General features: G+C 55.4%; 25 protein-coding genes and 2 tRNA genes. 16 read left to right on the plus strand and 11 right to left on the minus strand.

Annotation, left to right across the window (positions count from 1 at the left end):
- The first annotated feature begins 177 nt into the window (after nucleotides 1-177).
- Nucleotides 178-564, plus strand: a complete 387-nt coding sequence (locus tag ACQ3G7_RS01025; protein ID WP_263099924.1) for a hypothetical protein — start codon at nucleotides 178-180, stop codon at nucleotides 562-564.
- On the opposite strand, the gene ACQ3G7_RS01030 is transcribed toward ACQ3G7_RS01025, so the two are convergent.
- The 3 genes from ACQ3G7_RS01030 to ACQ3G7_RS01040 form a co-directional block, all read right to left on the minus strand.
- Nucleotides 558-1,391 carry an ABC transporter permease gene (locus ACQ3G7_RS01030; RefSeq protein ID WP_430888525.1) on the minus strand — a complete coding sequence of 278 codons (834 nt, stop codon included), beginning with the start codon at nucleotides 1,389-1,391 and terminating at the stop codon, nucleotides 558-560. The genes ACQ3G7_RS01025 and ACQ3G7_RS01030 overlap by 7 nt on opposite strands.
- 8 nt (nucleotides 1,392-1,399) lie before the next feature.
- On the minus strand, nucleotides 1,400-2,236 hold the full coding sequence (locus tag ACQ3G7_RS01035) for an ATP-binding cassette domain-containing protein (RefSeq protein ID WP_430888526.1): 837 nt from the start codon (nucleotides 2,234-2,236) through the stop codon (nucleotides 1,400-1,402).
- A gap of 103 nt (nucleotides 2,237-2,339) precedes the next feature.
- The gene (locus tag ACQ3G7_RS01040; protein ID WP_430888527.1) at nucleotides 2,340-3,269 is read right to left on the minus strand and encodes a LysR substrate-binding domain-containing protein; all 930 of its coding nucleotides are present in this window, start codon (nucleotides 3,267-3,269) and stop codon (nucleotides 2,340-2,342) included.
- A gap of 105 nt (nucleotides 3,270-3,374) precedes the next feature.
- Between ACQ3G7_RS01040 and betC the strand changes: the two genes are divergently transcribed.
- From betC to ACQ3G7_RS01060, 4 genes are all read left to right on the plus strand, one after another.
- A complete protein-coding gene (gene betC, locus ACQ3G7_RS01045) occupies nucleotides 3,375-4,916 on the plus strand; it encodes a choline-sulfatase (RefSeq protein WP_430888528.1) in 1,542 nt (513 codons plus the stop codon).
- Nucleotides 4,917-4,918: 2 nt separating this feature from the next.
- Nucleotides 4,919-5,863 (plus strand): choline ABC transporter substrate-binding protein, encoded by a 945-nt coding sequence (gene choX, locus ACQ3G7_RS01050; protein ID WP_430888529.1) that lies wholly within the window; start codon nucleotides 4,919-4,921, stop codon nucleotides 5,861-5,863.
- 318 nt (nucleotides 5,864-6,181) lie between these two features.
- On the plus strand, nucleotides 6,182-7,267 hold the full coding sequence (locus ACQ3G7_RS01055; RefSeq protein WP_430888530.1) for a YncE family protein: 1,086 nt from the start codon (nucleotides 6,182-6,184) through the stop codon (nucleotides 7,265-7,267).
- Between the two features lie 50 nt (nucleotides 7,268-7,317).
- Nucleotides 7,318-9,528: a TonB-dependent receptor gene (locus tag ACQ3G7_RS01060; protein ID WP_430888531.1), complete on the plus strand. Its 2,211-nt coding sequence runs from the start codon at nucleotides 7,318-7,320 to the stop codon at nucleotides 9,526-9,528.
- 71 nt (nucleotides 9,529-9,599) lie between these two features.
- Here the strand turns inward: ACQ3G7_RS01060 and ACQ3G7_RS01065 are convergent, their stop codons facing one another.
- Nucleotides 9,600-10,454 carry a LysR family transcriptional regulator gene (locus ACQ3G7_RS01065; RefSeq protein WP_430888532.1) on the minus strand — a complete coding sequence of 285 codons (855 nt, stop codon included), beginning with the start codon at nucleotides 10,452-10,454 and terminating at the stop codon, nucleotides 9,600-9,602.
- Between the two features lie 96 nt (nucleotides 10,455-10,550).
- Between ACQ3G7_RS01065 and ACQ3G7_RS01070 the strand changes: the two genes are divergently transcribed.
- Nucleotides 10,551-11,075, plus strand: coding sequence for a GNAT family N-acetyltransferase (locus tag ACQ3G7_RS01070; protein WP_430888533.1), 525 nt, complete (start codon nucleotides 10,551-10,553; stop codon nucleotides 11,073-11,075).
- Here the strand turns inward: ACQ3G7_RS01070 and ACQ3G7_RS01075 are convergent.
- Nucleotides 11,072-11,545 carry an NUDIX hydrolase gene (locus tag ACQ3G7_RS01075; RefSeq protein ID WP_430888534.1) on the minus strand — a complete coding sequence of 158 codons (474 nt, stop codon included), beginning with the start codon at nucleotides 11,543-11,545 and terminating at the stop codon, nucleotides 11,072-11,074. The two genes, ACQ3G7_RS01070 and ACQ3G7_RS01075, sit on opposite strands and share 4 nt — an antisense overlap.
- A 159-nt stretch (nucleotides 11,546-11,704) precedes the next feature.
- Here ACQ3G7_RS01075 and ACQ3G7_RS01080 point away from each other — a divergent pair, with 159 nt between their 5' ends.
- On the plus strand, nucleotides 11,705-11,965 hold the full coding sequence (locus tag ACQ3G7_RS01080) for a DUF2534 family protein (protein WP_263099934.1): 261 nt from the start codon (nucleotides 11,705-11,707) through the stop codon (nucleotides 11,963-11,965).
- Nucleotides 11,966-12,270: 305 nt separating this feature from the next.
- Nucleotides 12,271-14,211: a methyl-accepting chemotaxis protein gene (locus ACQ3G7_RS01085; RefSeq protein ID WP_430888535.1), complete on the plus strand. Its 1,941-nt coding sequence runs from the start codon at nucleotides 12,271-12,273 to the stop codon at nucleotides 14,209-14,211.
- A 42-nt stretch (nucleotides 14,212-14,253) separates the two neighbouring features.
- Here the strand turns inward: ACQ3G7_RS01085 and ACQ3G7_RS01090 are convergent, their stop codons facing one another.
- Entirely contained in the window at nucleotides 14,254-14,640 is a 387-nt protein-coding gene (locus ACQ3G7_RS01090) for a VOC family protein (protein WP_430888536.1), read from the minus strand.
- A 295-nt stretch (nucleotides 14,641-14,935) separates the two neighbouring features.
- Between ACQ3G7_RS01090 and pheP the strand changes: the two genes are divergently transcribed.
- The gene (pheP, locus tag ACQ3G7_RS01095) at nucleotides 14,936-16,333 is read left to right on the plus strand and encodes a phenylalanine transporter (RefSeq protein ID WP_263099937.1); all 1,398 of its coding nucleotides are present in this window, start codon (nucleotides 14,936-14,938) and stop codon (nucleotides 16,331-16,333) included.
- 124 nt (nucleotides 16,334-16,457) lie between these two features.
- Nucleotides 16,458-17,327 (plus strand): DMT family transporter, encoded by an 870-nt coding sequence (locus ACQ3G7_RS01100; protein WP_430888537.1) that lies wholly within the window; start codon nucleotides 16,458-16,460, stop codon nucleotides 17,325-17,327.
- Between the two features lie 202 nt (nucleotides 17,328-17,529).
- Here ACQ3G7_RS01100 and ACQ3G7_RS01105 read toward each other — a convergent pair whose 3' ends face one another.
- Entirely contained in the window at nucleotides 17,530-18,954 is a 1,425-nt protein-coding gene (locus ACQ3G7_RS01105; protein ID WP_430888538.1) for an MFS transporter, read from the minus strand.
- Between the two features lie 108 nt (nucleotides 18,955-19,062).
- Between ACQ3G7_RS01105 and ACQ3G7_RS01110 the strand changes: the two genes are divergently transcribed.
- A complete protein-coding gene (locus ACQ3G7_RS01110) occupies nucleotides 19,063-19,935 on the plus strand; it encodes a helix-turn-helix transcriptional regulator (protein WP_430888539.1) in 873 nt (290 codons plus the stop codon).
- On the opposite strand, the gene ACQ3G7_RS01115 is transcribed toward ACQ3G7_RS01110, so the two are convergent.
- Both ACQ3G7_RS01115 and ACQ3G7_RS01120 read right to left on the minus strand, forming a co-directional pair.
- The gene (locus ACQ3G7_RS01115; protein WP_430888540.1) at nucleotides 19,932-20,297 is read right to left on the minus strand and encodes an MmcQ/YjbR family DNA-binding protein; all 366 of its coding nucleotides are present in this window, start codon (nucleotides 20,295-20,297) and stop codon (nucleotides 19,932-19,934) included. The genes ACQ3G7_RS01110 and ACQ3G7_RS01115 overlap by 4 nt on opposite strands.
- Nucleotides 20,287-20,877 (minus strand): TetR/AcrR family transcriptional regulator, encoded by a 591-nt coding sequence (locus ACQ3G7_RS01120; RefSeq protein WP_430888541.1) that lies wholly within the window; start codon nucleotides 20,875-20,877, stop codon nucleotides 20,287-20,289. Before ACQ3G7_RS01120 ends, ACQ3G7_RS01115 begins: the two co-directional genes overlap by 11 nt.
- A 176-nt stretch (nucleotides 20,878-21,053) precedes the next feature.
- Between ACQ3G7_RS01120 and ACQ3G7_RS01125 the strand changes: the two genes are divergently transcribed.
- Both ACQ3G7_RS01125 and ACQ3G7_RS01130 read left to right on the plus strand, forming a co-directional pair.
- Nucleotides 21,054-22,169 (plus strand): MBL fold metallo-hydrolase, encoded by a 1,116-nt coding sequence (locus ACQ3G7_RS01125; protein ID WP_430888542.1) that lies wholly within the window; start codon nucleotides 21,054-21,056, stop codon nucleotides 22,167-22,169.
- 38 nt (nucleotides 22,170-22,207) lie between these two features.
- Nucleotides 22,208-22,549: a RamA family antibiotic efflux transcriptional regulator gene (locus ACQ3G7_RS01130; RefSeq protein ID WP_263099944.1), complete on the plus strand. Its 342-nt coding sequence runs from the start codon at nucleotides 22,208-22,210 to the stop codon at nucleotides 22,547-22,549.
- Between the two features lie 42 nt (nucleotides 22,550-22,591).
- On the opposite strand, the gene ACQ3G7_RS01135 is transcribed toward ACQ3G7_RS01130, so the two are convergent.
- Nucleotides 22,592-22,987, minus strand: coding sequence for a YfeC-like transcriptional regulator (locus ACQ3G7_RS01135; RefSeq protein WP_263099945.1), 396 nt, complete (start codon nucleotides 22,985-22,987; stop codon nucleotides 22,592-22,594).
- A 1-nt stretch (nucleotide 22,988) separates the two neighbouring features.
- Nucleotides 22,989-23,348: a YfeC-like transcriptional regulator gene (locus ACQ3G7_RS01140; RefSeq protein ID WP_263099946.1), complete on the minus strand. Its 360-nt coding sequence runs from the start codon at nucleotides 23,346-23,348 to the stop codon at nucleotides 22,989-22,991.
- A gap of 219 nt (nucleotides 23,349-23,567) precedes the next feature.
- On the opposite strand from ACQ3G7_RS01140, the gene ACQ3G7_RS01145 reads away from it, so the two are divergent.
- The 3 genes from ACQ3G7_RS01145 to ACQ3G7_RS01155 all read left to right on the plus strand — a co-directional run bounded on the left by ACQ3G7_RS01145 (nucleotide 23,568) and on the right by ACQ3G7_RS01155 (nucleotide 26,153).
- Nucleotides 23,568-23,643, plus strand: a tRNA-Ala gene (locus ACQ3G7_RS01145).
- Nucleotides 23,644-23,684: 41 nt separating this feature from the next.
- Nucleotides 23,685-23,760, plus strand: a tRNA-Ala gene (locus tag ACQ3G7_RS01150).
- Nucleotides 23,761-23,966: 206 nt separating this feature from the next.
- Nucleotides 23,967-26,153 carry an EAL domain-containing protein gene (locus tag ACQ3G7_RS01155; RefSeq protein WP_430888543.1) on the plus strand — a complete coding sequence of 729 codons (2,187 nt, stop codon included), beginning with the start codon at nucleotides 23,967-23,969 and terminating at the stop codon, nucleotides 26,151-26,153.
- Nucleotides 26,154-26,164 lie beyond the last annotated feature (11 nt).

The raw sequence follows: 26,164 nt of genomic DNA on the forward strand, positions 1-26,164 counted from the left end.
TACCCGCATCTGTTGCTGATTGCCCGGCGGCGTTAGGCTGTCCGGGCCAGCAACAGAGAGACAGACTGTCTAACGCGTTAGCCGCCATCCGGCAAAAAACAGACTTTTGCGCTGATGCTTTTGCCCACTTTAGTCAGTACTATCCTGAGTGCGGTGAAAACTGACAACGAGCGCATAATGACGATTTTCTGGTGTGTGGTTCCGATATTACTGCTGTTTTTTGGCAAGGCGTGGAGCTCATCGAAGATCCGCGAATATTACAGCCGTTCCCAACGGGCGCTGCAGGCTACCGTCGCCAGGGAAATGGATGAGCAGCAACCTTCCTGGATCACGGACGTTTCCCGTCGCGCTGAATTTACCGCCGGGCTGTGCGAGCTCAGCCTGAAAAAAGGGGTACCGGACTGGTTTCTGGAAAGCATTGCCGGTAATGAAGAGGGGATGCACTTTCTGACCCGCCATGCAGCGCTGATGGAGAGCTTTGGCGCGCCGTTTCGCGATCAGATACAGGCCGCCGCCGAACTGGTCGACGGTGCCTGGCAACGTTCGCAATCCCGGGGCTATTGACCGGCAGGCCGCCGGGCGAAACTGGCGGATAAACGATCCAACAGAATCGCCATCAACACCACCACCAACCCACTTTGTAGCCCCAGCCCCATCTCCAGTTGCTGAATACTGCTGAGAATGTCGTTACCCAGCCCTCCCGCACCGACCATGGAGGCGATAATCACCATCGACATGGCCATCATAATGGTCTGGTTCACCCCCGCCATAATGGCGGGCTGCGCCGCCGGAAGCTGCACCTTCCACAGCAATTGCCACGGTGTACAACCAAACGCGATACCGGCTTCGATACGCGCCGGATTTACCTGACGGATCCCCAAATCCGTTAAGCGCACCACCGGCGGCATGGAAAACAGAATGGTGGCGAAGATCCCCGGTGGCCGCCCGAGGCCAAACAGGATCGTCGCCGGGATCAGATACACAAATGCGGGCATGGTCTGCATAAAATCGAGCAACGTTCGCACCACGCTACCCACGGTGGCGCGTCGCGCGCTCCAGATCCCGAGCGGGATGCCCAACAACAGGCTGAAGAAGGTTGAGGAGAGGGTAAGCGCCAGCGTGATGGCGGCATGTTCGCTGTAACCGCTGTAAATAATGTACAGCGTGGCGAGCAGGGCAAACAGCGCGAACCCCTTGCCGATGCGCCAGCCGCCAATCACCACCGCCAGCACCACTAATCCCCAGGGCGACAGGCTGTTAATCAGTTGCTCAAGGCTGCCGGCAAACAGATCGATACCGGCGGCAATGCCGTCAAACAACCCCCCTGCATTTGCCAGCAAGGCGTGAATAGCATTGTCGATCTGCCGACTGAAATCTAATGGATAAGCCATGGTATTCCTTAACGCGCTGTCCAGATATCGGCGTAGTTTTCCGCCATTTGCCAGCGGGAGACATCCACGCCGGAGAAGAAGCGGCGCACATACGGTGTGGCAGGCGCGTTGATCAACATTTCCGGTTTGCCCACCTGCACCAGCTTGCCCTTTTCCATAATCGCGATGCGCGAACCCAGACGCAGCGCCTCTTCCATGTCATGGGTCACAAACACGATGGTGCGCTGCGATTCGGCCTGCAACATCAGCAGCAGCGACTGCATCTCGCGGCGGATAATGGGATCCAGCGCGGAAAAGGCCTCATCCATCAGCAAGACCGAAGGGTTCACCACCAACGCACGCGCCAGCCCCACGCGTTGTTGCATACCGCCGGAAAGCTGGTGCGGGTAGTGGTTCGCCACGTTGCCGAGCCCGACTTTTTCCAGCATCGCCTGCGCCCGGCTTTCCCGTGCTTCGCGGGGCACACCGGCCACTTCCAGACCGAAGGCAACGTTATCCAGCACCGTGCGTTCGTCGAACAAAGCGAAAGACTGGAACACCATCCCCATGTGCTCGCGACGCAGGGCAATTAACGCCTTCTCTGACAAACTGGCGAGTGTGCGACCTTGAAAGATCACGTCGCCGGAACTGGCCGGAATAAGATGGTTTAACGTGCGCAGCAGCGTGGATTTTCCGGAACCGGATAATCCCACAATAACAAAGATTTCACCGGCAAATATATGCAGATTAATATCCTGCAATGCGGTTACGGTGGCGCGTTTTTCCCAGCGGGAAAAAATACTTTTTCCACCTGAGGAATAATACTGTTTAGTGATTGAGCGTAGCTCAAATAGCGGCTGTGGCATAATGTTTACTTTATTTCAGGAGTGCTAATACACACTAGCGTAAAAGAATCAGGTGGAAAATTGATTTTAACTTTTCCAATATGCTTTTTACGCATTAGCTTATTTATATTACGCTAATGGTCGTTGCCTGCTCATGAAATCCCCATGCCTCATCTAATAACCACGCTTTTATTTTTTCCTGCTGAACCGATGCCGGTTTATTGCTGGCGAAAATAAGATAATAACCGCTCTCGGTACGCACCTGCGGGCCGCACTGGACCAGTTGCCGGTTCCGGATAAAGGGCGTAATCAGCGGTTGCCAGCCCAGCGCGATGCCCTGGCCTTCGAGGGCCGCCTGGATCACCAGCGAATAGGCGTTAAAGGTGCGCGACGCGCTGTGGCTCTGGCCATAAATCTGCTGCTGGTGAAACCAGTCTTCCCAGGTCATCCAGCGTTGTGGATGGGTCTCCGGCAGTTTTAACAACGGGTGCGACAGCAAGGCTTCCGCCCGGTTGTGCTGGCCCAGCGCCTGCTTAATCTCCGGGTTACACACCGGAAAAACAACCTCCGGGAACAGGCGCTGCGTCTGGGTTGCTGGCCAGTTTCCCTGACCAAAATAGATGGCCAGGTCCGCATTGCTGTCGCGAAAGTTGTAGTCATTCGGCGAGGTGGTGACCTGCACTTCCACGCCGGGGATCAGCGCCTGCAGGCGCTCCATTCGCGGCAGCAACCAGTAGCTGGCAAAACCCATATCGGTGTCGATACGCAGCACATTGCGCTTGCGGCGGGTGCGCTCCAGTTGCTCGCTGATATCATTCAAACTGCTGCGGACAATCAGGTACAGACTGTGGCCTGCTTCGGTTAACTGTACGCCGCGGTGGCGCCGCTCAAATAATGGCGCATTGAGCCGGCTTTCCAGCGTCTGAATACGCTGACTGACCGCCGGTTGGGAAAGTCCAAGCTCATTTCCGGCAGCGGTAAAATTGCCTAAGCGCGCCGCCGCTTCAAATACCACTAATGCCTGTAAAGGCGGAAGTTGTAATTTGTCTGCCATAAATCCACCTTATTTCATGATAAATAAATAACCCCTTCACAGGGCTAAATATGCGTGAGATAAACGTATCACGTTTTTCGTGAATATCTTATTGTTGGACGTCGCATGCTTATAAATAAACCGAATATCGTTATTCTGATGGCCGATCAGTTAACCGCCAGTGCCTTAAAAACGTATGGTAATAAGGTCAGTCTGACACCGAATATCGATAAATTAGCGGATGAAGGCGTAGTGTTTGAATCTGCCTATTGCAATAGCCCGCTTTGCGCACCGTCGCGCGCGGCACTGATGACCGGTCAATTTATTTCCCGCAACGCCGTCTATGATAATGCCGCCGAATTTCATGCCGATTCGCCCACGCTGTGTCACTACCTGCGTGAGCAGGGCTATCGCACCTGGCTTTCCGGCAAGATGCACTTCTGCGGTCCGGATCAACTGCATGGTTTTGATGAGCGCCTGACCACCGATATCTACCCGGCGGATTTTGGCTGGACGCCGGACTGGCAGCGTCCGGAGCGCCGCCTTGATTGGTACCACAACATGAGTTCGGTGCTGGAAGCCGGGGAGTGCGTGCGCACCAATCAGCTCGATTTTGATGATGAAGCGCTGTTTCTCGCGCGCCAGCGGCTGTATGACGCGGTCCGTCGCCCTGAGGAGCAGCCCTTTATGTTGCTGCTGTCGCTGACCCATCCGCACGATCCGTTTGCCATTCCCCGTCGCTACCTTGAGCGCGTTAACGATGCCGATGTCGATCTGCCGCAGACGCGCCGGGAAGATGTCGAAGACGATGCACATTCCGCGCGCTTGCGAGCCATGTATCAACTGGAAGAGGGGCTGCTCAGCGATGAGCATATCCGCCGTGCGCGGCACGCGTACTACGGGGCGCTGGCCTATGTGGATGATTGCTTTGGCGAGATGATAGCGACGTTGCAGGAGACTGGCCTGGCGGAAAACACCGTGGTGCTGGTGGTGGCCGATCATGGCGAAATGCTGGGCGAGCGCGATCTCTGGTACAAGATGACCTTCTTTGAAAACGCCGTACATATCCCTTTTATTGTGCATAACCCGGCGCGCTTTGCCCCCCGGCGTATTACGCAGAGCGTTTCGCTGGTGGACTTACTGCCGACGCTTATCGAACTGGCGAGTGGCGAAGAGGGCAATGCGCGGGCGATTGCCCCGCTGGACGGTCACAGCCTGGTGCCGCATTTGCGGGGGGAAACGGGGCCGGACGGCGTTTACAGCGAGTACCTTGCTGAAGGCGCGCTGGGGCCGATGCTGATGATCCGCCGCGGGCCGTGGAAATATGTCTATTCCTTTAGCGACGCGCCGCAGCTTTTCCATCTGCATAACGATCCCCATGAGCGCGTCAATCTGGCGGCAGAGAAGGCTTACCAGCAGGTTGCTGCGGCGTTTGCCGCCGAAGCCGATGCTCATTGGGATGTCGCCGGGTTGCGTGAACAGGTGCTGGCGAGCCAGCAGCGGCGGCTCTTTTTAACGCGTATTGCCGGGCAGCATGCTATTCCGGAATGGGACTTTCAGCCGCATCAGGCCGCATCGCAACGCTACATTCGCAATCATCAAACGCTGGATGAACAGGAAGCTTTTGCCCGTTATCCGCGTCCTTTAAAACAACCGGCAGGAAAATAACAATGAACAACACCGTGAGCAAACTCGTACTGCTGGCTTTGGCTGGCGGATTTTCACTGAGCAGCATCGCCGCAGATGACGCCCGCTGCGCGACCATCACCCAGTCCGATCCCGGCTGGACCGATATCGCCGCCACCAACGCGCTTTCCGGCGTGGTGCTGAACGCGCTGGGTTACCAGCAAAAAGTCCAGAACCTCTCTGTGGCGCTGGCCTTTCAGGGGCTGAAAACCGGCCAGGTGGATGTGTTCCTCGGCAACTGGATGCCAGCGCAGGAGCCGGTTATCAGCAAATTTACGGCCGATGGCGCGATTAAGGTGGTGGGGGCGAACCTGCCGGCGGCACGTTTTACACTGGCGGTACCGGATTATGTTGCTGCGGCGGGAGTGAAGGATTTCGCTGACCTGCAAAAGTACGCAGCGAAATTTAACCACACGATCTACGGCATCGCCCCTGGCGCACCCGCCAACCAGAACCTGAAGAAAATGATCGAGAAACAGGATTTTGGCCTGCAAGGCTGGCAACTGGTGGAGTCCAGCGAGAGCGGCATGCTGGCGCAGGTAACGCGTGCGGTCGAGCGTAAAGCGTGGATCGTATTTTTGGGCTGGGAGCCGCATGCGATGAACACGCATTTCAAACTGGCCTATCTTAGCGGCGGTGATGCGTACTTTGGCGCGAATTACGGCAGTGCAACGGTGAATACCGTCACACGCAACGATTTTGCCCGTGATTGCCCGAACGCCTGGCGTTTCTTCAGTCAGCTGAAATTTGATGTTGATGTAGAGAATGCGGTGATTGGCCGCGTGCTGGACAAGCAGGAAACGGCACAGGCCGCCGCGAAAGCGGAGCTGGCTAAGCGTCCTGAGCTGTTGAAATCCTGGCTCGAAGGCGTGACCACCCGCGACGGGCAGCCGGGACAACCTGCTGTTGAAAAAGCGCTGGGTCTGTAATTCCTCGTTATTCAGCGCCGGAGAGACGTTTGCCCGGCGCTTTCGCTTCGTGCTCACTCCCCCGCGACACCCGAAAAAGACAATAGTTCTTGCCTGACATAAAAGAATGCGTATAGTTCTCATTCTCTTTAGTGTTTGTGGACGCAGCAAGGAATTTTCCCGCAAAAACAGTAGGCGTAACCGCTTACAGGGACACTGAGAAGCAGTGGCGAGCTGCGCCGGGCTAAAACCTGCCTTCATCAAAAACGATCACGCTTCTTTATGTGTGACGCCGCGACTCGCCTGCCTTAACGACATTAACGGTAAAGGATCCTCCCGATGAAGATGAAAACGTCTGCGCTGGCACTGCTGGCGGCCATGGCGCTTGCCGGTTGCAGCGCGCATAACACCACGTCTGCCCAACCTGGCGTCGATGCGCCAAAACCCCCTGTTGCCGCGTCCGCGGTCAACGTGCAAAAACGCGATTTGGCGAGTGGTCTGTACGAAATGGCGCTCAGCCCGCAAGGCGACGCGCTGTATGTTTCCAGCGCGGAAGGGTTTAAAGATGTGCAGGGCGGTGTGGTCTACAAACTGGATCCGGCCACGCTGAAACCCCTCGGCGCGACCCATACCGATCTGAAAAACTTTGGTATGGTTATCTCTCCGGACGGCAAAACTGTCTATGTCACCAATTCGCTGGACGGCGGTGTGAGCGCCATTGATACCAGCAATGGCAAGGTGCTGTCCCGTACGCTGTTCCCGGAACGTAACGAAAAAGGTTTGCCGTACGGCGCGCGTGAAATTTTGCTGCATAACGGCAGTTTGTATATTGGCGCTGTCGCCGATCCGGCGCTGGTGTGGGTCGTTGACGCGAAAACCCTGAAGGTCAAAGCGCGTATTAAAAACGCGGGTAAATGGGTGACCGGTCTGCACTTCTCTGAGCAAACGCAGCGTCTGTATGTGGCGAACGGCGGTGGCGAAATCCTCGTGGTGAACCCGCGCAACAACCGTATCGAGCAGCGCTGGAAACCGCTCGGTGAGAAACCGGCTCTGCTGCTGAATATTGCCGAAGATAGCGAAACGGGTCGTCTGTTTGTGACCGACAATTCCAAAGCGAAAACTACGCTGGTGCTGGATATCCACAGCGGTAAGGTGCTGAAACAGATTGATGGTGATGCGCTGGCGGTGAAATTCAACCCGAAACGCCATGAGATTTACATCAGCCAGCGCGAGTCCGGCAAAGTGCTGAGCCTTGACGCGACCAGCTACGCGGTAAAACAGAGCTGGGATCTGCCGCCGCACCCGAACAGCCTGCTGCTCTCTGCCGACGGGCAGACGCTGTATGTCACCGTCAAACAGGCATTCAATAAAGATCACTCTACTAACGGGCCGGACAGCGTTGCCCGTATCTCCCTGAATCAGTAATTAACCCGGCCCGGCAACGGGCCGTTTTTCACACGTTTCGCGATGAGTCGATGATGAATAACAGCAACAAGACATACTCCCCTTTGCGCAAGACATTGCTTGCGCTGGCCATTGGCACTGCCGCGCACACCGTGCAGGCGGCAACCACTGAGGCCAACACCTCCCAAACGAAAGAAGACACCATTGTTGTTCAGTCGGCGAACAGCGATTTTAAACCTGGCGGTAGCGAACTGGTTCCGGCCTATCTGGACGGCCAGGTTGCACACGGCGGGCGTCTTGGCGTGCTGGGTGAACAAAAGGCGATGGATGTGCCGTTTAACGTCATTGGCTATACCTCGAAGCTGGTACAGGATCAGCAGGCGAAAACCGTTGCCGATGTGGTGAGCAACGATGCGGGCGTTCAGGTCGGACAGGGATACGGTAACTTTGCCGAAACCTACCGCATTCGCGGGTTCGAGCTGGATGGCGACGACATGATGATGGGCGGCCTGGCAGGGATTGTGCCGCGCCAGGTGGTGGACACCCAGATGCTGGAGCGTGTCGAAATCTTTAAAGGTTCGAATGCGCTGATGAACGGTTCAGCGTCATCCGGGGTCGGCGGGATGATCAACCTTGAGCCAAAACACGCGGAAGATACGCCGATAACCCGTGTCGGCGTGGATTATTCCACGCGTTCACAGCTGGGTGGTTCACTGGATCTCGGCCGTCGCTATGGTGATAACAACCAGTTTGGCGTGCGCATGAATCTGTTGCACCGCGAAGGCGATGCAACGGTAAAAGATGATCACCGTCGTACTACCGCCGCCTCGCTCGGTCTCGATTACCGTGGCGATCGTGTGCGCACATCGCTGGATCTTGGCTACCAGAAGAAGACCTTCCACGGTGGCGAAATGGGCGTCAACATCAGCGCGGTGGACTTTATTCCCTCTGTTCCGGACACGCGTAAAAATTACAGTCAGCAGTGGGCCTACAGCGATATCGAAAACGAATATGGCCTGGCCCGCGCGGAATACGACCTGACCAATGACTGGACGGCTTATGCCGCGTTTGGTGGTCAACATGCCCATGAAATGGGCACCTACGGCGCGCCGAAGTTATATAACGATCAAGGTGATGCGACCTTCAGCCGTCTCGATACTAACCGTATCAGCGACTCCTGGAGCGGCATGGGCGGCGTGCGCGGCACCTTTGACACCGGCTTCATCTCCCATAAAGTGAACCTGGGCTACTCTGCCAATATCAAACGGGAAAACATCGCCTGGCGGATGTCCGATTCGGCGACCAACCCGACGGTCAATCTTTACAACAGCTCAGCGGTGACAAAGCCGGATAACGCCTCGTTTGGCGGTAACTATTTTGATCCGCTCACCACCGCACGCTATCGTTCGCAGGGCTATACCCTGAGCGATACGCTGGGCGTACTGGATGACACCCTGCTGTTTACGGCAGGTACGCGTTACCAGAAATTGTGGGTGCGTAACTACAGCAATGCCACCGGGGCGGAAACCACCACCGCGCGTTACACCCAGCAACGCTGGATGCCAACTTACGGGATCGTCTATAAACCGTGGGAAACGGTGTCGTTCTACGCCAACCATACCGAAGCGCTGCAACCGGGCGGCGTGGCGCCGAAAACCGCTGCCAACAAGTATGAAAGTGTTGGCATCGCGCACTCGAAACAGAATGAAGTGGGGGTCAAAACGGACTTTGGTCGCATCGGCGGCACGCTGGCGCTGTTTGACATCAAAAAGCCGGTGGGTATCCAGGACAGCACCACCAATATTTATGCGCTGGATGGTGAACAGCGTAACCGTGGCGTCGAGCTGAATGTGTTCGGCGAGCCGGTGCTCGGGCTGCGTCTGAACGGCAGCGCTACCTGGCTGGATGCGGAACTGACCAAAACCAAAGATGGCACCAACCAGGGTAACCGGCCCATCGGTGTGGCGAAATTTTATGGCGTGCTCGGTGCGGAGTATGACATCAAACCGATTGACGGCCTGACCGCAACGGCGAAGGTGAACTATACCGGTTCGCAGTACGCCAACAATGCCAACACCAAAAAACTCGACAGCTATACTACGCTCGATCTGGGTATGCGTTACCGCATGCACCTGAATGAAGAGAAGAACGAAATGGTATGGCGCGTTGGCGTGGATAACGTCACCAACGAGAAATACTGGGCCAGCGTTGAAGACAACGGCACCTATATTTATCAGGGCGAAGCGCGGGCACTGAAAGTGTCGATGAGCTACGACTTCTAAGCCTGCGGGGTATTGCGCCGGATGGCGCTGCGCGTATCCGGCCTCGGCGGTCGCTGCATCAGGGGCGGGTGTTATACCCGCCTTTTTAAACTGTTGAGCACTTCCGTCATTCCTCGCGTGACCACTTTATCCTGGCGCATCACCAGCGCCAGTGTGCGCTGCAAAGGCGGCTGTAACGGCGTGACGCGTAAGCCCAGGCTGTCTTCCTCCGTTTGTACCGCGACGTCCGGCACGATGCTGTAACCCAGCCCGGCGCGCACCATGCGTTTGATGGCCTCAATACTGCCAAGCTCCATCACCGGCGCGGCATGCTCGCCATTGTCCACCAACCATTCATCAATCCGCTGGCGGGTGCTGCTGCCGGATTCAAACACAATAAGCGGTAATGCCTGCCGGGGCTGCCCCTCTGCGGTGATGGCGACAAAGGATTCGTTAAACAGCGGCGAAATGGCCAGGTTGCGACCGCTGGCTGGCATGGTCACCAGCCCGATATCCACCCGGTTCTCCTCAACCGCGCGGAGAATGTCGCTGGTGTTGCCGGTGCGAACGCCCACGGTCAGCAACGGAAAGTCTTCGCGCAACTGTTGCAGTACCGGAGGTAACAAGTGAATGCAGGTTGTTGCGCCTGTGCCAATCGTCACCTGACCGCTGATGGCCTGCTGGTAGACGGCAACGGACTGAACCGCCGTATTCACGGCATTCTCAATGTGCGCGCAGTGCGCAAGAAAGGTTTCGCCCGCCGCCGTCGGGCGGATACCGCGCCCGGAGCGCTCAATCAGGCGGGTTTGCAGCGCCTGCTCCAGTTGCCGTATTTGCAGGCTGACCGCCGGTTGCGAAATCCCCAGTACTTCCGCCGCACCGGTAAAACTTCCCCGGGCGATCACCAGCTTGTACGTGGCGAGTTGATCGAGGCTGAAATGGGACATCGCAAACTTTTCCTTATAGCGGTGATAAGTACGACCCGGTGCCTGTTTTGCCGCATTACAGGTAGCGTGGTGAACACGTCTGACGGGAGCTGGATTATGGACATTATTGAAGCACAAGAACACCACCTAAGCGCGATCACGCAAATTTACGCGCATCATGTGACCTTAGGCGTCGCCTCGTTTGAAACCGAGCCGCCGGCCAGGGCAGAAATGCGCCAACGGTTGGAGAAAATCCGTCATGCCGGGTTGCCGTGGTTTGTCGCCGTGCATGAAGGGCGTGTACGGGGCTATTGTTATCTTTCGCGCTACCGCGAACGCCATGCCTACCAGTACACGCTGGAAGATTCGGTCTATGTGGATGACACGTTCCGCCAGCAGGGTGCCGGGATTGCTTTACTGTCACAGGCGGTGGCGTGGGCGGAACAGCACGGTTACCGACAACTGATCGCCAACATTGGCAATAGCGAAAACGAAGGATCATTGCGGCTGCATGCGCGCGCCGGGTTTACCGTTATCGGCACGCTGAAAAGCGTGGGCATGAAGCACGGGCGCTGGCTGGATACGGTGTTGATGCAGCGCCCGTTAGGGGAGGGCGATAATACGTTGCCTCAGGCGGGCTAAGGCGAAACGGGCATTTTCAGTAACGCCGAGGGGGCGCGTTCGGCAAAATTTTCGCGTACCCAGTTAAGCGTTTTGCGCTGACCGGGAAACGCCAGCATCTGTTGCGCTTCGGCAAAAGTCGCCCAGTGGTATTCGCTGTGCTCATGGTTGAGGGTGATTTCACACCGCTCATCTACATAAGCGACAAAGACCGGAGCAAGGGTGATGGCATCCCGGTGGGCTTCATAAAATTGCTCGCAGCAGTCGGCGGAATAGAGCTCGGTAAGCTGCAAGCCGGTTTCTTCCTGTGCTTCGCGCAATGCGGTTTGCCAGGCGGTTTCATGGTGCTCAATGCCGCCGGCAATTTGACACCACTGGCCGTTGAGCATCTTGCCGCTGCGTTTTAGCAGCAGGACGCGCCATTCATCCGCGGATTTGCGCAGCACAAAAAGTGAAACGGAAAAAGAACGTATCGGGATTTCCTTACTCATTGTTTTCTCCTCATTGATGCCATAAAGCAGCAGTATATGCGGTGGCTAACCGGTTGTCGTTCCCCGGAATTTGCGCGCTTTATTTGAATGATTCACAACAATTAAACAGCAGATCGGTTACACTCGCGGCACAGAAATGCCACATGACAGGAGGTTTCTATGCTGGAAAAATTGCGTACCCGTGAGGGGAAAAAATTCATCGTTGCGGTCGTTATCGTCTTTCTGATTGCGGTGAGCGTCATTTCGAAAGTGACCTTCCAGGGGGTGGAAGATCAGTACAATCTGCCGATGGAGCAGTGGACGACCTCGATGTTTATTATGCAGGGCGCCTGGGTCGCCATTTACAGTCTGATGTTCACCATTATCGGTTCGCTGCCGTTTGGTTTTTACTTCCTTGGTCCAAAAGACGATCGCGGTTAAGTTTTCTTCAGCCCTGGCGATATGTCAGGGCTGTTTGCCCAATCACATTCGCTGAAAATAGTTATCCTCAGACAGGGCAGGATAAAATTCTGTTTTAACTCTCAGAGTCCGATAAGTTAACTCTCGCTACATTCTCCGTCGATATAGGATACATGCGGAACGCTGCCAGTACGCTTTTTTACGCCTTCATAACACTTAATTTAACAATTAAAGATCAAAAAATAAGCGCCGATAGAACTTCTATCAGGGAGATCGTGCTGAAAGGAACATTGATGACGTAAGAGGCTGACTCCAGGAGAGCCGTAATGGCCAGAGAATTCGTGACGAAAAAAATGAGCACCCGCGCACAAATGCTGCTGACGGGCGCCATCACCATCACACTTGGTTTTGTTGTAACCATTGGGGTTCTGAGCTGGCAGTCCAGCAGTGAACAAAAAAGTCTCGCCGAACACTATCTGCAACAGATTGCGCAAAGTGAAGCACTGAAAATCCAACAACAACTGAGCTATGCCCGCGATGTGGCGCATAACCTCGGTCACAGCATGATTGCCCTTCCGGAAGCAGGCATTACCGACCGTAAAGTGGCGGACAAACTGCTGGAATCCGCACTGCATGACAATCCTGACTACCTTTCTGTATCGGTTATTTTCGAAGAAAACGCCTACGACGGACGGGATGCGGAATTCGCCGATAAACCGGATCAGGCGCCAAAAGGGCGCTATGCCTTCTTTGTCGATCATGGCCAGTCCGGCAATTACAACTTGCATCCGCTGACCTCGATCTTTACGCCAGGCCAGGGAGATTACTACCTGCTGCCGCAGAAGAGTCAAAAAGATACGCTGATTGAACCCTATAGCTATGCCTATAACGGTGTGCCGACCCTGTTAACCTCTGTCGCCGCGCCGATCATCAGAGATGGCAAGCTGCATGCGGTGGTGACGTCCGATATTTCGCTGGCCTCTTTGCAGCAGAAAGTGAACGAGATTAAACCGTGGGAAGGGGGCGGCTATGCGGTGCTGCTCTCGACGGCCGGTAAAGTCATTTCCTATCCGGATAAGAAACTGACCAGTAAGCCATACCCCGGTAAGACCAATAACTACAGCAGCGAAGTGGTGGAACAGGACGATCCTGTCCTCGGGGAAAAAACGTTAATCACCTGGCAACCTGTTTCGCTGGGCGAGGGGACGGACAGCTGGTATCTGGGGGTGGTGGCGCCGGTCAGTCAGGTCATGGCGGCGGCGAACCGTCAACTGATGAATGCCATTATTCTCGGCGTGATCAGCATCCTGTTGGTCAGTGCGTTGCTGGGGCTGGTCTTTAGCCGCAAAGTGCTTAAACCGATCGGCGGTGAGCCGGTGGAAGGGGCCAACATTGCGCTGGCGGTTGCTGACGGCAAGCTTGATAACGTCATCGATGTTAAACCGGGCGACCGCAGCAGCCTGTTCTATGCGCTACATACCATGCAGGATCAACTGCGGAGTATTGTCGGGAAAATTAAAGACGCCAGCGATTCAGTGCGCCAGGGGGCGGGCGAGATTGTCAGCGGTAATATCAACCTCTCTTCACGCACCGAGCAGCAAGCTGCGGCGCTGGAGCAGACGGCAGCCAGCATGGAGCAGTTCAGCGCCACGGTGAAACATAACGCCGAAAACGCGCACAATGCGACGGCGCTCACCGCTAACGCCACGAAAATCGCCAGTCGCGGTGAAGCGCTGGTCGGTCAGGTGGTGGATACCATGGCGCAAATCGACGACAGTGCGAAGAAAATCGGCGACATCACAGCGATCATTAACAGCATTGCTTTCCAGACCAATATCCTGGCGCTTAACGCCGCCGTTGAAGCGGCGCGTGCCGGTGAGCAGGGCCGTGGGTTTGCGGTGGTGGCGTCCGAAGTGCGCAACCTGGCGCAGCGCAGCGCCGATGCGGTGAAAGATATCGGCGCGCTGATTGAGGAGTCCAGCAAGCGGGTGGAAACCGGGGTGCAACTGGTGAACGATGCCGGTAAAACCATGCAGGAGATGACGCAGGCGGTGAACTCCGTGCAGTCGATCATCAGCGAGATCGTGAGCGCCTCGGATGAGCAAGCAAAAGGCATCGGTCAGGTCACTATCGCGGTGAACGAGATGGATGGCGTAACGCAGCAGAACGCCTCCCTGGTTCAGCAGATGACCGCCGCGGCGACGTCGCTGGAAGAACAGGCCGAACAACTGGCGCAGAGCGTGCAGCAGTTCCGCTTGCAAGAGTAACGCCGTGCAGGGAGTCCGGATTACCGGGCTCCCTGTTGTTCATTATTCGGCGACCAGTTCGATCCTGTTGCCATCCGGGTCGGTGATCACCGCTTCATAGAACCCGTCGCCTGTCCAACGGGCCGGGCTTGCCAGTCGTCCCTGCTGATGGGCTTTTTGCGCCATCTTATCCACCTGTTCAACATTGCCCACGGCGATAGCGATATGCGCCCAGCCGACGCATTCCGGGTTGGCCGGGGCGTCCGCCAGTTCAGGCAGCGCCATCAGTTCGATGGTGGGCCCGTGCGCCAGCGAGATAAAGTAGGATTCGAAACCTGCCCGGTTTTTACTGACGTATTTCTCGTTACTGGCGGCGGAAAAAAAGTCGCGCCAGAATGTGCGCTGCGCTTCGATATGGCGCGTCCAGAGCGCCACGTGTGCAATGTTCAAGGTCTGCCTCCCAAACGTGATAACAACGGTGACAAAGGTTACGAGATGACCGCACTCTGTGTGCGCGGTTTTGCTCATTAATGTTCATTTATGGCTATTTATAGTAGATTTTTATTGCTCGGTTGTGCAGGTTTTATTGGCTGACACCGGCCTGAATCCCGCAGCGGTTCGCTTGCACGTTAACGTCAGGGGCGGATTTTCTCTGCCGCGTGAAGGGGCGGCTGCGCCATTTCTTGCCAGCCCTGACCTGAGATGTTAAAAGGTGCCCCTTCAATAAAAAACAAAGGGGAAGGACGTGAAAAACGCGTCTCAGGCAGCGGGGAATATCACCGATGCCGCGTCGGAAGCAGGGCCGACACTACAACGGGGTTTGAAGAATCGTCATATTCAGTTAATTGCGCTGGGCGGCGCGATTGGCACCGGGTTATTTCTTGGCATTGGCCCGGCTATTCAGATGGCCGGACCGGCAGTGTTGTTGGGCTATGGCATTGCCGGCATTATCGCTTTTCTGATTATGCGCCAGCTTGGCGAAATGGTGGTGGAAGAGCCGGTATCCGGTTCGTTTTCCCATTTTGCGTTCAAATATTGGGGTCCGTTCGCCGGTTTCCTTTCCGGCTGGAACTACTGGGCGATGTTTGTGCTGGTGGGCATGGCGGAGCTGACCGCCGCCGGGATCTATATGCAGTACTGGTTCCCGGATGTGCCGACCTGGATCTGGGCTGCGGCTTTCTTTGTCATCATCAATGCGGTTAACCTGGTTAACGTGCGCCTGTATGGCGAAACGGAGTTCTGGTTTGCGCTGATCAAAGTGCTGGCGATCATCGGCATGATCGGCTTTGGCCTGTGGATGCTGTTCTCCGGCCACGGCGGCGAGCGCGCCAGCGTTGATAACCTCTGGCGCTATAACGGCTTCTTTGCCACCGGCTGGCACGGTTTGATCCTGTCGCTGGCGGTGATTATGTTCTCCTTCGGCGGGCTTGAGCTGATCGGTATTACTGCCGCCGAAGCCAGCGAGCCGCATACCACCATTCCGAAAGCGGTCAACCAGGTGGTGTACCGTATTCTGCTGTTTTACATCGGTTCGCTGGTGGTGCTGCTGGCGCTCTATCCGTGGATTGACGTCAAAGCGAATAGTAGTCCATTTGTGATGATTTTTCACGATCTGGACAGCAATCTGGTGGCATCGGCGCTGAACTTTGTCATTCTTGTGGCATCGCTGTCGGTATATAACAGCGGTGTTTACTCCAACAGCCGCATGCTGTTTGGCCTCTCGGTGCAGGGGAATGCTCCTGCGTTTCTGACGCGCGTGAGCCGTCGCGGTGTGCCGGTGAATTCCCTGTTTCTCTCTGGCGCTATCACCTCATTAGTGGTGCTGGTGAACTACCTGCTGCCGCAGAAAGCGTTTGGTATGCTGATGGCGCTGGTGGTGGCGACGCTGCTGCTGAACTGGATCATGATCTCGCTGGCGCACCTGAAGTTCCGTGCCGCCATGCGGCGCAAAGGGCGCGACCCGCAGTTTAAAGCGCTGCTCTTTCCGGCGGGTAACTATCTGTGCATCGGTTTTATGCTGCTGATCCTGGTGCTGATGTACACCATAGACGATATGCGCTTGTCGGCGGTGCTGTTGCCGCTGTGGATCCTGTTTCTGTTCGCGGCCTTTAAACTGCTGCGTCGTTCAGGGCCTCGCGCGTAATCCTCTCCATTCCCGCCTCACCGGCGGGAATTTTCTACGCCAGCGCCTGACTTTTCAGGCATGATGCAGCAATGATGTCGCCAGCCGTTCGCGCTGGCGTTTTTATGGCTCCAGGAGTTTTGCCATGACCCGGCAACGACAAGCCGACCTGTTACTGGTTCTCACTACCCTTATCGCCGCCTGTGGCTGGATTTTTTCGCGCGAGGCGATTTCCGGCATGCCGGTGTTTGCTTTTCTCGGCCTGCGTTTTTTTGGCGCAGCGCTGGTGCTGCTGCCTTTCTGCCTCAGACAACGCATTCCGCTGGCGAAACTGCGCCAGGTGCTGATCAGCGGTTTCTGGATGGCGCTTAACCTCTGCTTGTGGATTTGGTCGGTGTCGACCACGCCATCGCTGGGCGAGGGGGCATTTATCATGAGCCTGTCAATGCTGTTTGTGCCGCTGGTGGCGTGGGCGATGATGAATACCCGTCCCGCGCGAGCGTACTGGGAGTGTTTGCCGGTGGCGATTATCGGCCTTGCGCTGCTTAGCTTGCATACACCGATTACGTTTCACCCCAGTCAGGGCTGGTTCCTGCTCACCGCGTTCGTGCAGTCAATTAACTTCTGTTACACCAGTCGCTGTGCCAGAGAAGTGCCGTTGCTGCCGCTGACCGCTGTGCAACTGGCGGTAACCGGCATCGCCGGGTTACTGATTTCTGCGCTGTTTGAGACGTGGACACAACCGTTTACTGCCACGACCGGGATGTGGCTGGTGGCGAGTATTTTTATTGCCACCAGTCTGCGTTTTGCCCTGCAATTGCAGGGGCAAAAATACGCTGCCGTCGCCAGCGCCGCCATCATTATGGTGCTGGAGCCGCTGTTGACGGTCATTGCCGCATCCTTGTGGTACGGCGAGCGCTTGCCGCTGCAAAAAATCGTCGGCGGGGTGTTGATCCTGTTGGCGCAAATTTGGTTCCGCTGGCGCATGGTCGCTCGGCTGCCGTCAAAGATGTAGTGTGCCCGTCAGGACGGTATGCGCTGCGCCAGTCATCAGCACGCGGCCATTCGCTGTCTGCTCCAGCGCCAGAACACTGCCGCCGGGTTGCCGGAAAAAGGACGCGCACTGAACGCGTCCACCTGGTAGATATCGAGTTTCACTGTGTGCTCCCTTTAATAACAACGAGATAACATTATCCTGTTTTCAGGGGAGCGGGTCGTTATGAGTTTGCCGGGCAGCGGGATGCTAACTGCTGACGCGCGCTAAACGCCGCCGCAGCAAGGAGTAGCATCATGACCACTTCGGTGGCCAGAAAACCGCTCAGCGCGGTGCTGTAATTGCCGTGCGACTGCCCGACAAGGTGCAAAAACAACCCACCGAGCAGCGCAGGCCCAAGCCCTAACGTCGCCTGCTGCAATGTGCTGAGCAGAGCGCTGCCTGCGCCGGCGTCACTGGCGGTGATATCGCGCATACCAATGCGATAGAAACTGTTCACAATCAGCGCCTGGCCATAACCAATCAACGCCGTGGAGGGGGCCAGTGCCAGTGCGCCCACCCGTTGGCCGGAAAGCTGCAAGGTTGCGATCAGCGCCAGTAACCCGGCGACCTGGATGGTTAACCCGGTGAGCAGAATCGTTCGCGTGCTGTAACGCGCAATCAGTTTGGGGGCATACCAGGCCGAGACAAAATAGGCGATGCCAAGGGCAACAAAACTGTTGCCGGATTGCGATGGCGTCATCCCCATGCCGGCCTGCAAGGTGAGCGCCATGCAAAACATAAACCCGGACCAGGCGCTAAAGAAGAGCAGGGCAATCAATAAACCAAAACGGATGCTGTGCAGCTTTAGCAGTCGCGGCGGCAGCAGCGGCGTCAGGCCTGCGCGTTGTTGTTGCAGTGCGCTGGCGCGCATCCACACAGCCAGCGGGAAAAGCGCCAGCAACGCTGCCTGCGTTGGCCACGGCCAGTGCAGCTCCGGACCGAGCGCCAGCGGGAACAGCAGACAGCAGAGGATCAGCGCAAGGGCGATCGTGCCATGCCAGTCGATACGCGTGCGCGTTTCACTGTGGGTTTCCGGAATATAATGACGGCTGAGCGCCAGCACCAACAGGCAAATCGGCACATTGATAAAAAAGGCGTTGCGCCAGCCCAGCCCGGCGATATCCGCCGAAACCAGCCAGCCGCCGCCCATCTGGCCGATAATAAAAGCGACGCCGCCAATGCCGCCGTACAGGCTGATGGCGCGGGCATGCGCGGTGCCTTTTAGCGTGACATGGAGGGTGGCGAGGATCTGCGGCACGATCAGCGCCGCGCCCATGCCTTGCAGCGTGCGTGCCGCCAGCAGCGCAGAGACGGAATTTGCCAGCCCGCATAACAGAGACGCAATGCCGAACAGCGTCACGCCCCACAAGAACACGCGCCTGCGCCCGAGGTTGTCGCCCAGTTTGCTCCCCATTGCCAGACAAACGGCAAAGGCTACGCCATACAGCGCCACAATCAGTGCTAACTGGGTGGCAGAGGTATGCAGCGACAGCGTAATGGAGTCGAGCGCCACGTTGGTGATGGAGGTATCGATAAGCGGCAGCATCTGCCCTGTTAACAACAGGATCAGGCCTGCCCGGCCAGGTGAAACAGCAGACGTATTCATGGTAACTCCATTGCGTCATTCATCAGATGGACGTAGCATCGCTGATTGAATAAACGGGTACCAGTTCTTGCCCATACTGGTACTGGCACTACCATGCTGGAGGTGTTTATGACGTTAATGGCGGAACGGCAACCCGTACTGACGGTTCAGGAAGAGAACCGTAAACAACTTGGTGCTTTTCTGCGTGCGCGCCGGGAAAGTCTGGATCCGCAGCGGCTGGGATTGCCGCGTAGCGGGCGTCGGCGCACGCCGGGCCTGCGTCGTGAAGAGGTGGCGTTACTGGCGGATGTGGGCGTGACCTGGTACACCTGGCTGGAGCAGGGCAGAGAGATGAACCCTTCCGCCGGTGTCTTGCAGGCGGTCGCCAGCGCCTTGCAGTGCTCGCCGACTGAAACGCGGCATCTGTTTTTACTGGCAGGACTGACGCCGGCAGAGACGCTCAATGCGCCACAGTGTGAAGGGATCAGCGAAGGGACGCGTCGTTTGCTGGACAGCCTGTTGCCACAGCCTGCCAGTATTCAGAAAACCAATTTTGATATTGTGGCGTGGAACGTCGCTTTTGAGCGCCTGATGGGCGTGAATTTTGGCGAGATGGCGGAAGAAGACCGCAACTGCATTTACCTCTATCTGACCCATCCGCAGTGGCGCAGCCGTCTGGGTCAGCATGAAAGCGTGTTACAAACCTTTGTCGCCTATTTTCGCGCAGCAATGGCGGAACACCGTGGCGACCCGGTGTGGGAAGCCAAACTGGCGCGCTATTGCGCCGCTTCCGCCGAGTTTGAATCCATGTGGCGCAACTATCTGGATGTACGCGGGGTGGAAAATAAAGTGAAGCAGTTTATTCATCCGCAGCTGGGTGAATTTACGCTACAGCAGATGTACTGGTTCTCTGCGCCGCGTAATGGCTCGCGCCTTCTGGTCTACCTGCCGGTGGATGAACAGGGCGAACACGCGTTGAAATGGCTGGCGGAAAACGCTTAAGGGCGCAGGCGTTTTTGATCTTTACGCGGTAGCCCGTCCACCACGCGATCCCACGAGGCCTGAATCAGCGAAGCGAGCAGCGATTCGTCGATCTCCTCGCCGGCAAACACCGAAATCCAGTGTTTCTTGTTCATGTGGTACCCCGGCTCGATGCTGGGGTAGATTTGCTGATTGAGCAGCGACATTTGCGGCTCCGCCTTCATGGTCACCATGGGTCTGCCATGGGCGGTGGTGGTCATCATAAAAATCTTACCGCACACTTTGAACACATCGTGCTCCGGGCCGAAAGGCCAGCAGTGCTCGGTAAAGGGCAACGCCAGCGCAAGACGATGGGCGCTGGCTTGCAGGGTTTTACTGTCCATCTTTTTCCTCTGACGCCAGTGCGCGCCACATGGCATCAAAACCGAGGCGTTTGATCTCTTTCATGCGGGAAGGATCGCGGCCGGCAAAGGTAATGGTGGTATCCGCCATCGACAGGAAGATGGCGTCGCCAAAGGGAGCAAATTCCCCGTCTAAAAAGATGGGCAGCACCGAGCGATGGCAAAGTTCATGGAGTTCCGGGAAGATGTCCGTCACCTGTTGTTTGGTTTCCGGGGTGAGTTTTTCGCTCACCGAGATCTGGCGTACCGCCTGGTGCCCGCAAGGGTGGCGAATGCCCCAGTCGATGTAACTGTTCCAGATAGAGTAGGTATGCTCTTTCGGATCGCTAATGGTGCGATCGAGGTTGTCGAGCATGGTGCCGCAGAGATCGGTTTTCAGGTGCAGGTAAAGCGCATTCAGCAAATCGTCCTTGGTGGCGAAGTAGCGAAACAGCGTGCCTTCAGCGACGCCCGCATTACGGGCTATTAACGCGGTTGAAGCCGCGATCCCTGACTCTGCAATCGCTTTGGTTGCCGCTTCCAGTAACGCCAGTTTTTTGTCTTCACTCTTTGGACGAGCCACTCCACTTTTCCTCACACGCTGTAAAAACCACGATTGAAACACGCCCTCTGTAACGCTGCAACGTCGAATGTCAAATAAAAAAATCATCTTGACGGTTTATTGCTCCTCTCTATAATGAGTGCTTACTCACTCATAATCAAGTTTAACCAGCGTCGTATCCAGGGAAAGGATCGATTTTGTCGGGTCAGGATATGAAGCGTCTTATTCTCAGCGTGGTTCTTGTTATGCTCGTTGCGTCCGCCGCAAGTTTACCGTTTGTTCTGAATGCCGGTTTTGGTCAGTTGCCGCAGGGTGAGCAACTGACGGAAGTCGAAAAATCACCGAACTACCACGATGGCAAATTCCAGAATACGTTGCCTACGCCGGGGTTTACCGGAAAGAAAAATATGCTGGCCGCGTGGTGGGACTTTTTAGTGACCAAACGCGAAAACGCGCGCCCGCAACAACCGTTGCCGATGGTGCACACCGATCTTGCCAGTCTGCCGTTGGCAGAAGATACCCTGGTGTGGATGGGGCACTCCTCCTGGTACCTGCAACTGGCGGGTAAACGCATTCTTATCGATCCGATTCTGAGCGACTATGCCGCACCGTTTTCATTCCTCAATAAAGCGTTTGCAGGCAATGAAGCATGGACGGCGCAAAGCATGCCGGAAATCGATCTGCTGATTATTTCTCATGACCATTACGACCATCTGGATTACGCCACCATCAAAGCGCTGATGCCCAAAATTAAGCGCGTGGTGACGCCGCTTGGCGTGGGTTCGCACCTGCGTTACTGGGGGATGGACCCGGCGATTATTGAGGAGGCGGACTGGCAGCAGAAAGTGGCCATCAGCGATGAACTCGCCGTGCATGTGCTGCCCGCGCGGCATTTTTCCGGACGCGGTCTGAAGCGTAACCAGACGCTGTGGGCGAGCTTTATGTTTGTGACGCCGGAACGCAAGGTCTACTACAGCGGTGATACCGGCTATGGCCCGCATTTTAAAGCCATAGGCGAACAATTTGGCGCAGTGGACGTCGCCATTATGGAAAACGGCCAGTATGACGAGGACTGGAAGTACATACATATGATGCCGGAAGAGGCTGCGCAAGCGGCGCAGGAGCTGAATGCACGTGCGGTTCTGCCGGGCCACGCGGGGCGTTTTGTGTTGGCAAAACATACCTGGGATGATCCTTACAAACGGCTGGCGGCAGCGAGCCTTGGCAAAAGTTATCGCTTACTGACACCGAGACTGGGCGAGCCTGTGTTTGCGGCTGACAGCGCGCAACGCTTCCGCGCCTGGTGGGAATAAACCCGTTTACTAATCGAAGAGCAGAGGGGGAGCGCAGTATGACTATTTCCGCTCAGGTTATCGACACTATCGTCGAGTGGATCGACGACAATCTCCATCAACCATTGCGTATTGATGATATTGCAGCGCATGCGGGCTATTCCAAATGGCATCTGCAGCGGCTTTTCTTGCAGTACAAAGGGGAGAGTTTGGGGCGCTATATCCGCGAGCGTAAACTTTCGCTCGCAGCGCGGGATCTCCGCGATACCGATCAGAGGGTTTACGACATTTGCCTGAAATATGGCTTTGATTCGCAGCAAACCTTCACGCGTATTTTTACCCGCACGTTCAATCAGCCGCCGGGAGCTTACCGGCGGGAGAATCATCAGCACACGCACTGATGGTCAGTGACATAAAAAACCGGCATTGTGAGCCGGTTTTTTTTACTCCTGCACGGTTTGTGCAATACCCAGCCGGTTTAAGAAACCGCAAATGCCTTCACGCGCCAGTAATAGCGCGAGCTGGTGCTGCTCGTCGGGGGTCATATTGTGCAAGACCTTCACAATTTCCTGCAGAGGAGTGCTCTCTGCTGCGCCATACGGCACGGAAGGCTCGGCGATGGAATAGGATGTGGTTCGCTGGCGCATGGTGGGTGTTTTCATAATAAAGCTGCGCACATCTTTGTTGATGTGAATAAGTCTGGCGCGTCCGCCTTTAACACCGGGTAAATTTTCGGTTTGCCAACCCTGTTCACGGATCCAGCGATTCACAGTCTGCTTTGCGACGCCGATAAAATCCGCTAACTCTTCGGTGGTCATTTTGCTGGCTAGTTTCATCATTTTATTTCTGATCGCGGATACCCAGGCGTTGCAATAACCCGGTAATGCCGTCACGTATTAACAGAGAGGAGAATTGCTTTTGCTCGGTGTCGGTCATCTCTTTCACCAGCGTGGTCAGCAACATTTCGAGGGATGTGTCGTGCGACATGGCGCTGGAAAGGGTGTGTTCTTCCGGGCGCTGGGCACTGAGAATAAAAGCGCGAACCTGTTCGTTCACATGGACCAGGCGGGCTTTTCCGCCTTGTACGCCGGGTTTGGGCGATGTTACCCATCCCTCTTTGCGCACCCATTTATTGATTGTCTGGCGGCTGTAGCCGGTGAGGCTTGCCAACTCGTCTGGGGTCATTCGTTCCTTGAGCATGTAATTCCCGAGTGGTTGTAAGGGTAATTAATGACTTATGTTATAGCACCATTTAACGTGAAAATGTGACAGGTTTAACTACTGGTTGCGACCATGCGCGCAATGTCTTTCATTTGCATGCTTTTTCAGCGATTGAATAAGGCGAAGAGATTTTGCCGTTGACACCTGGCAAGGGAATTCATATTATGCCGCCCGTCAACACGACACGCTTTACGCAATGGGGCTATAGCTCAGCTGGGAGAGCGCTTGCATGGCATGCAAGAGGTCAGCGGTTCGATCCCGCTTAGCTCCACCAAACTCCGCACCCAACGGATTTGGCGCGTAAAGAAACATTGTGGGGCTATAGCTCAGCTGGGAGAGCGCTTGCATGGCATGCAAGAGGTCAGCGGTTCGATCCCGCTTAGCTCCACCAAAATCTTAAACCCTCGCGTTTACGCGGGGGTTTTTCGTTTCTGACCGTCTGAAAATCGCATTCATACTGTGGTAACAAATCTTAGGTTGTTAACCTCAGAAAACACTAAGAGTGTTTATTAGCCAGGTAACTTGATTCATAAAAAGAATGAATCTATTATCCGGCTACTTACTATTTCCCCGGTCAGGAGTTTGCACATCATTTTAATGAAGAATAGAAATTACAGTTGTGTGCGAAAATTCCTGTTGGCATTAATCCTTTGTCTTATCGCCGTCCCTGTTTCCCGTATTATTTCGCCGCGAACGATGGTGAATGCCAGTGATATTTATCTGGCCTGGTTGCCATTAAGCGTTATGCTGGCCATTATTTTACTCTTTGGGCGGCACGGTATTGTGCCTGTTATTCTCGGTTTCGCATTGATAAACGAGAGCTTTCTGCATTTACCCGCTGTAGAGGCGGCAGTGCTGCTATTTTGCCAGATATTCTCTGTGCTGCTGGCCTGCGCGGTCGTCCGCTGGCGGCTCGGTTCGCGCTGGCGTCATGGCATTCCCAATAAAGATATGGGGATTCGTATTTTATGGCTGGGATTTATTGCCCCACTCGGCATAAAGTGCTCGATGTATATTGCGGGTATCTGGTTTAACTATCCAATTCATTTGTCGGGATTTTTTAATTCCGGCTCCGTTATTTATTCTATTATTGATATTCAGAGCCTTATTGTTGCGTCGCTAATATTCACCATGATTATATATTTTCCACTAAGGATGATGATTAATCCCCGGTTTTTTCGCACATTCTGGCGACGTAGTATTAAACCCTGGCTCTGTGCAGAGAAGCGTCTGTTTACCCTTTTCTGGATTGCAACGCTGATCGCAATGGTCATTACCCTCTGTCTTTCTTATAAATCAAATTATATTGCCGGCTACCTGGTGCCGGTTCTTTTTATTCTCTTTACGTTTGGCATCAGCAGGTTAAGTTATCCGCTTCTGATGTTGAGCTGGGGATGCGCCGCGTTCGCGTTGATGGTCTATAACGACAGCTTTCTGCACGGCGTACGTTCCGATTATTCGCTGGCGTTCGTGATGTCGGTACTGATTTGTTTCACCATTTCTCTGCTGTATATGATGCGGATTTATACCCGTAGCGAATGGCTGAAAGGGCGCTGGCAGGCGCAGGCGATGACCGATCCCTTAACCGGTTTGCCCAACTTGCGGGCGCTGGAAAAAATGCTCGACGCGCAGCCCTCCTGCATTGTGTGCTGCTTGCATATGCAGAATGTGGAGTTCCTGAGCCGCCATTTCGGCATGATGATGCGCGTCCATGTAAAACGCTGCGTAACGCGCGAGTTGCAACCCTTACTGCTGGAGGGGGAAACCCTCTTTCAGCTTCCCGGAAATGAACTGCTGTTAAAACTGAACGGGCCAGAAATTGCCGGGCGTTTGCAACATATGGTGCGTTACCTCAACAGCCGCCGTATCTACTGGAACGCCACCGCGCTGGATATTGAGTTTGGTATTTCGTGGGGAGAATTACATGCCTCGGGCAAAGCGCTGCATCACACGCTGGGGCAGCTAAGCTGGCTTTCGGAACAGGCCTCCTCAGGGCGGCAGGTGCTGGCGCTCACCCATCGCCTGCAAGAGGTGAGCGACCAGACCACGGATCGGGTCCTGCTGCTTAACAAAGTGACGCGTGCGCTGGATAATGGCGGCATCGCACTTTATGGTCAGCCTGTCGTCAATGCACAAGGTGTGGGGTATCAGGAAATCCTCAGCCGGCTGGTCTGTGATGGTGAGCTGATCACGCCGGATCAGTTTATCCCGGTGATTGCGCAGTTCAATTTGAGCGCCCGTTTCGATATGCAGGTGGTGGAGCGCTTACTGCAATGGATGCAGCAGCACCCGGGCCCACGCGGCGGCGTGCGCTTTTCGGTCAACCTGATGCCGTTAACGTTGATGCAGAACGATTTTGTTGCACAACTGCTCTCTCTCTTTGCCCGTTATGCCGTGGCGCCGCAAGAGGTGATTATTGAGATCACCGAAGAGCAGGCGCTGTCGCACGCTGAAGTGAGTATTCACCATATTCAACGATTGCGCGAAGCCGGGTTCAAAATTGCTATCGACGATTTTGGTACCGGCTATGCGAACTTTGAACGTCTGAAACGGTTGCAGGCGGATATCATCAAGATAGACGGCTGTTTTGTGCGGGATATCCTGAACGACCCTCAGGATGTGATGATCGTGAAAGCCATCTGTGAACTGGCGAAAGGGAAGTCGCTGACGGTGGTGGCGGAGTATGTGGAAAACGAAGCTCAGCGCGCACTGTTGCTGCAAGCTGGGGTCGATTATTTGCAAGGCTACTTATTAGGGAAACCGCAACTGCTGGCTAAGGCATAAAAAAACCGGGG

Source organism: Kosakonia sp. N21, from assembly GCF_050587465.1.
GTDB lineage: Bacteria > Pseudomonadota > Gammaproteobacteria > Enterobacterales > Enterobacteriaceae.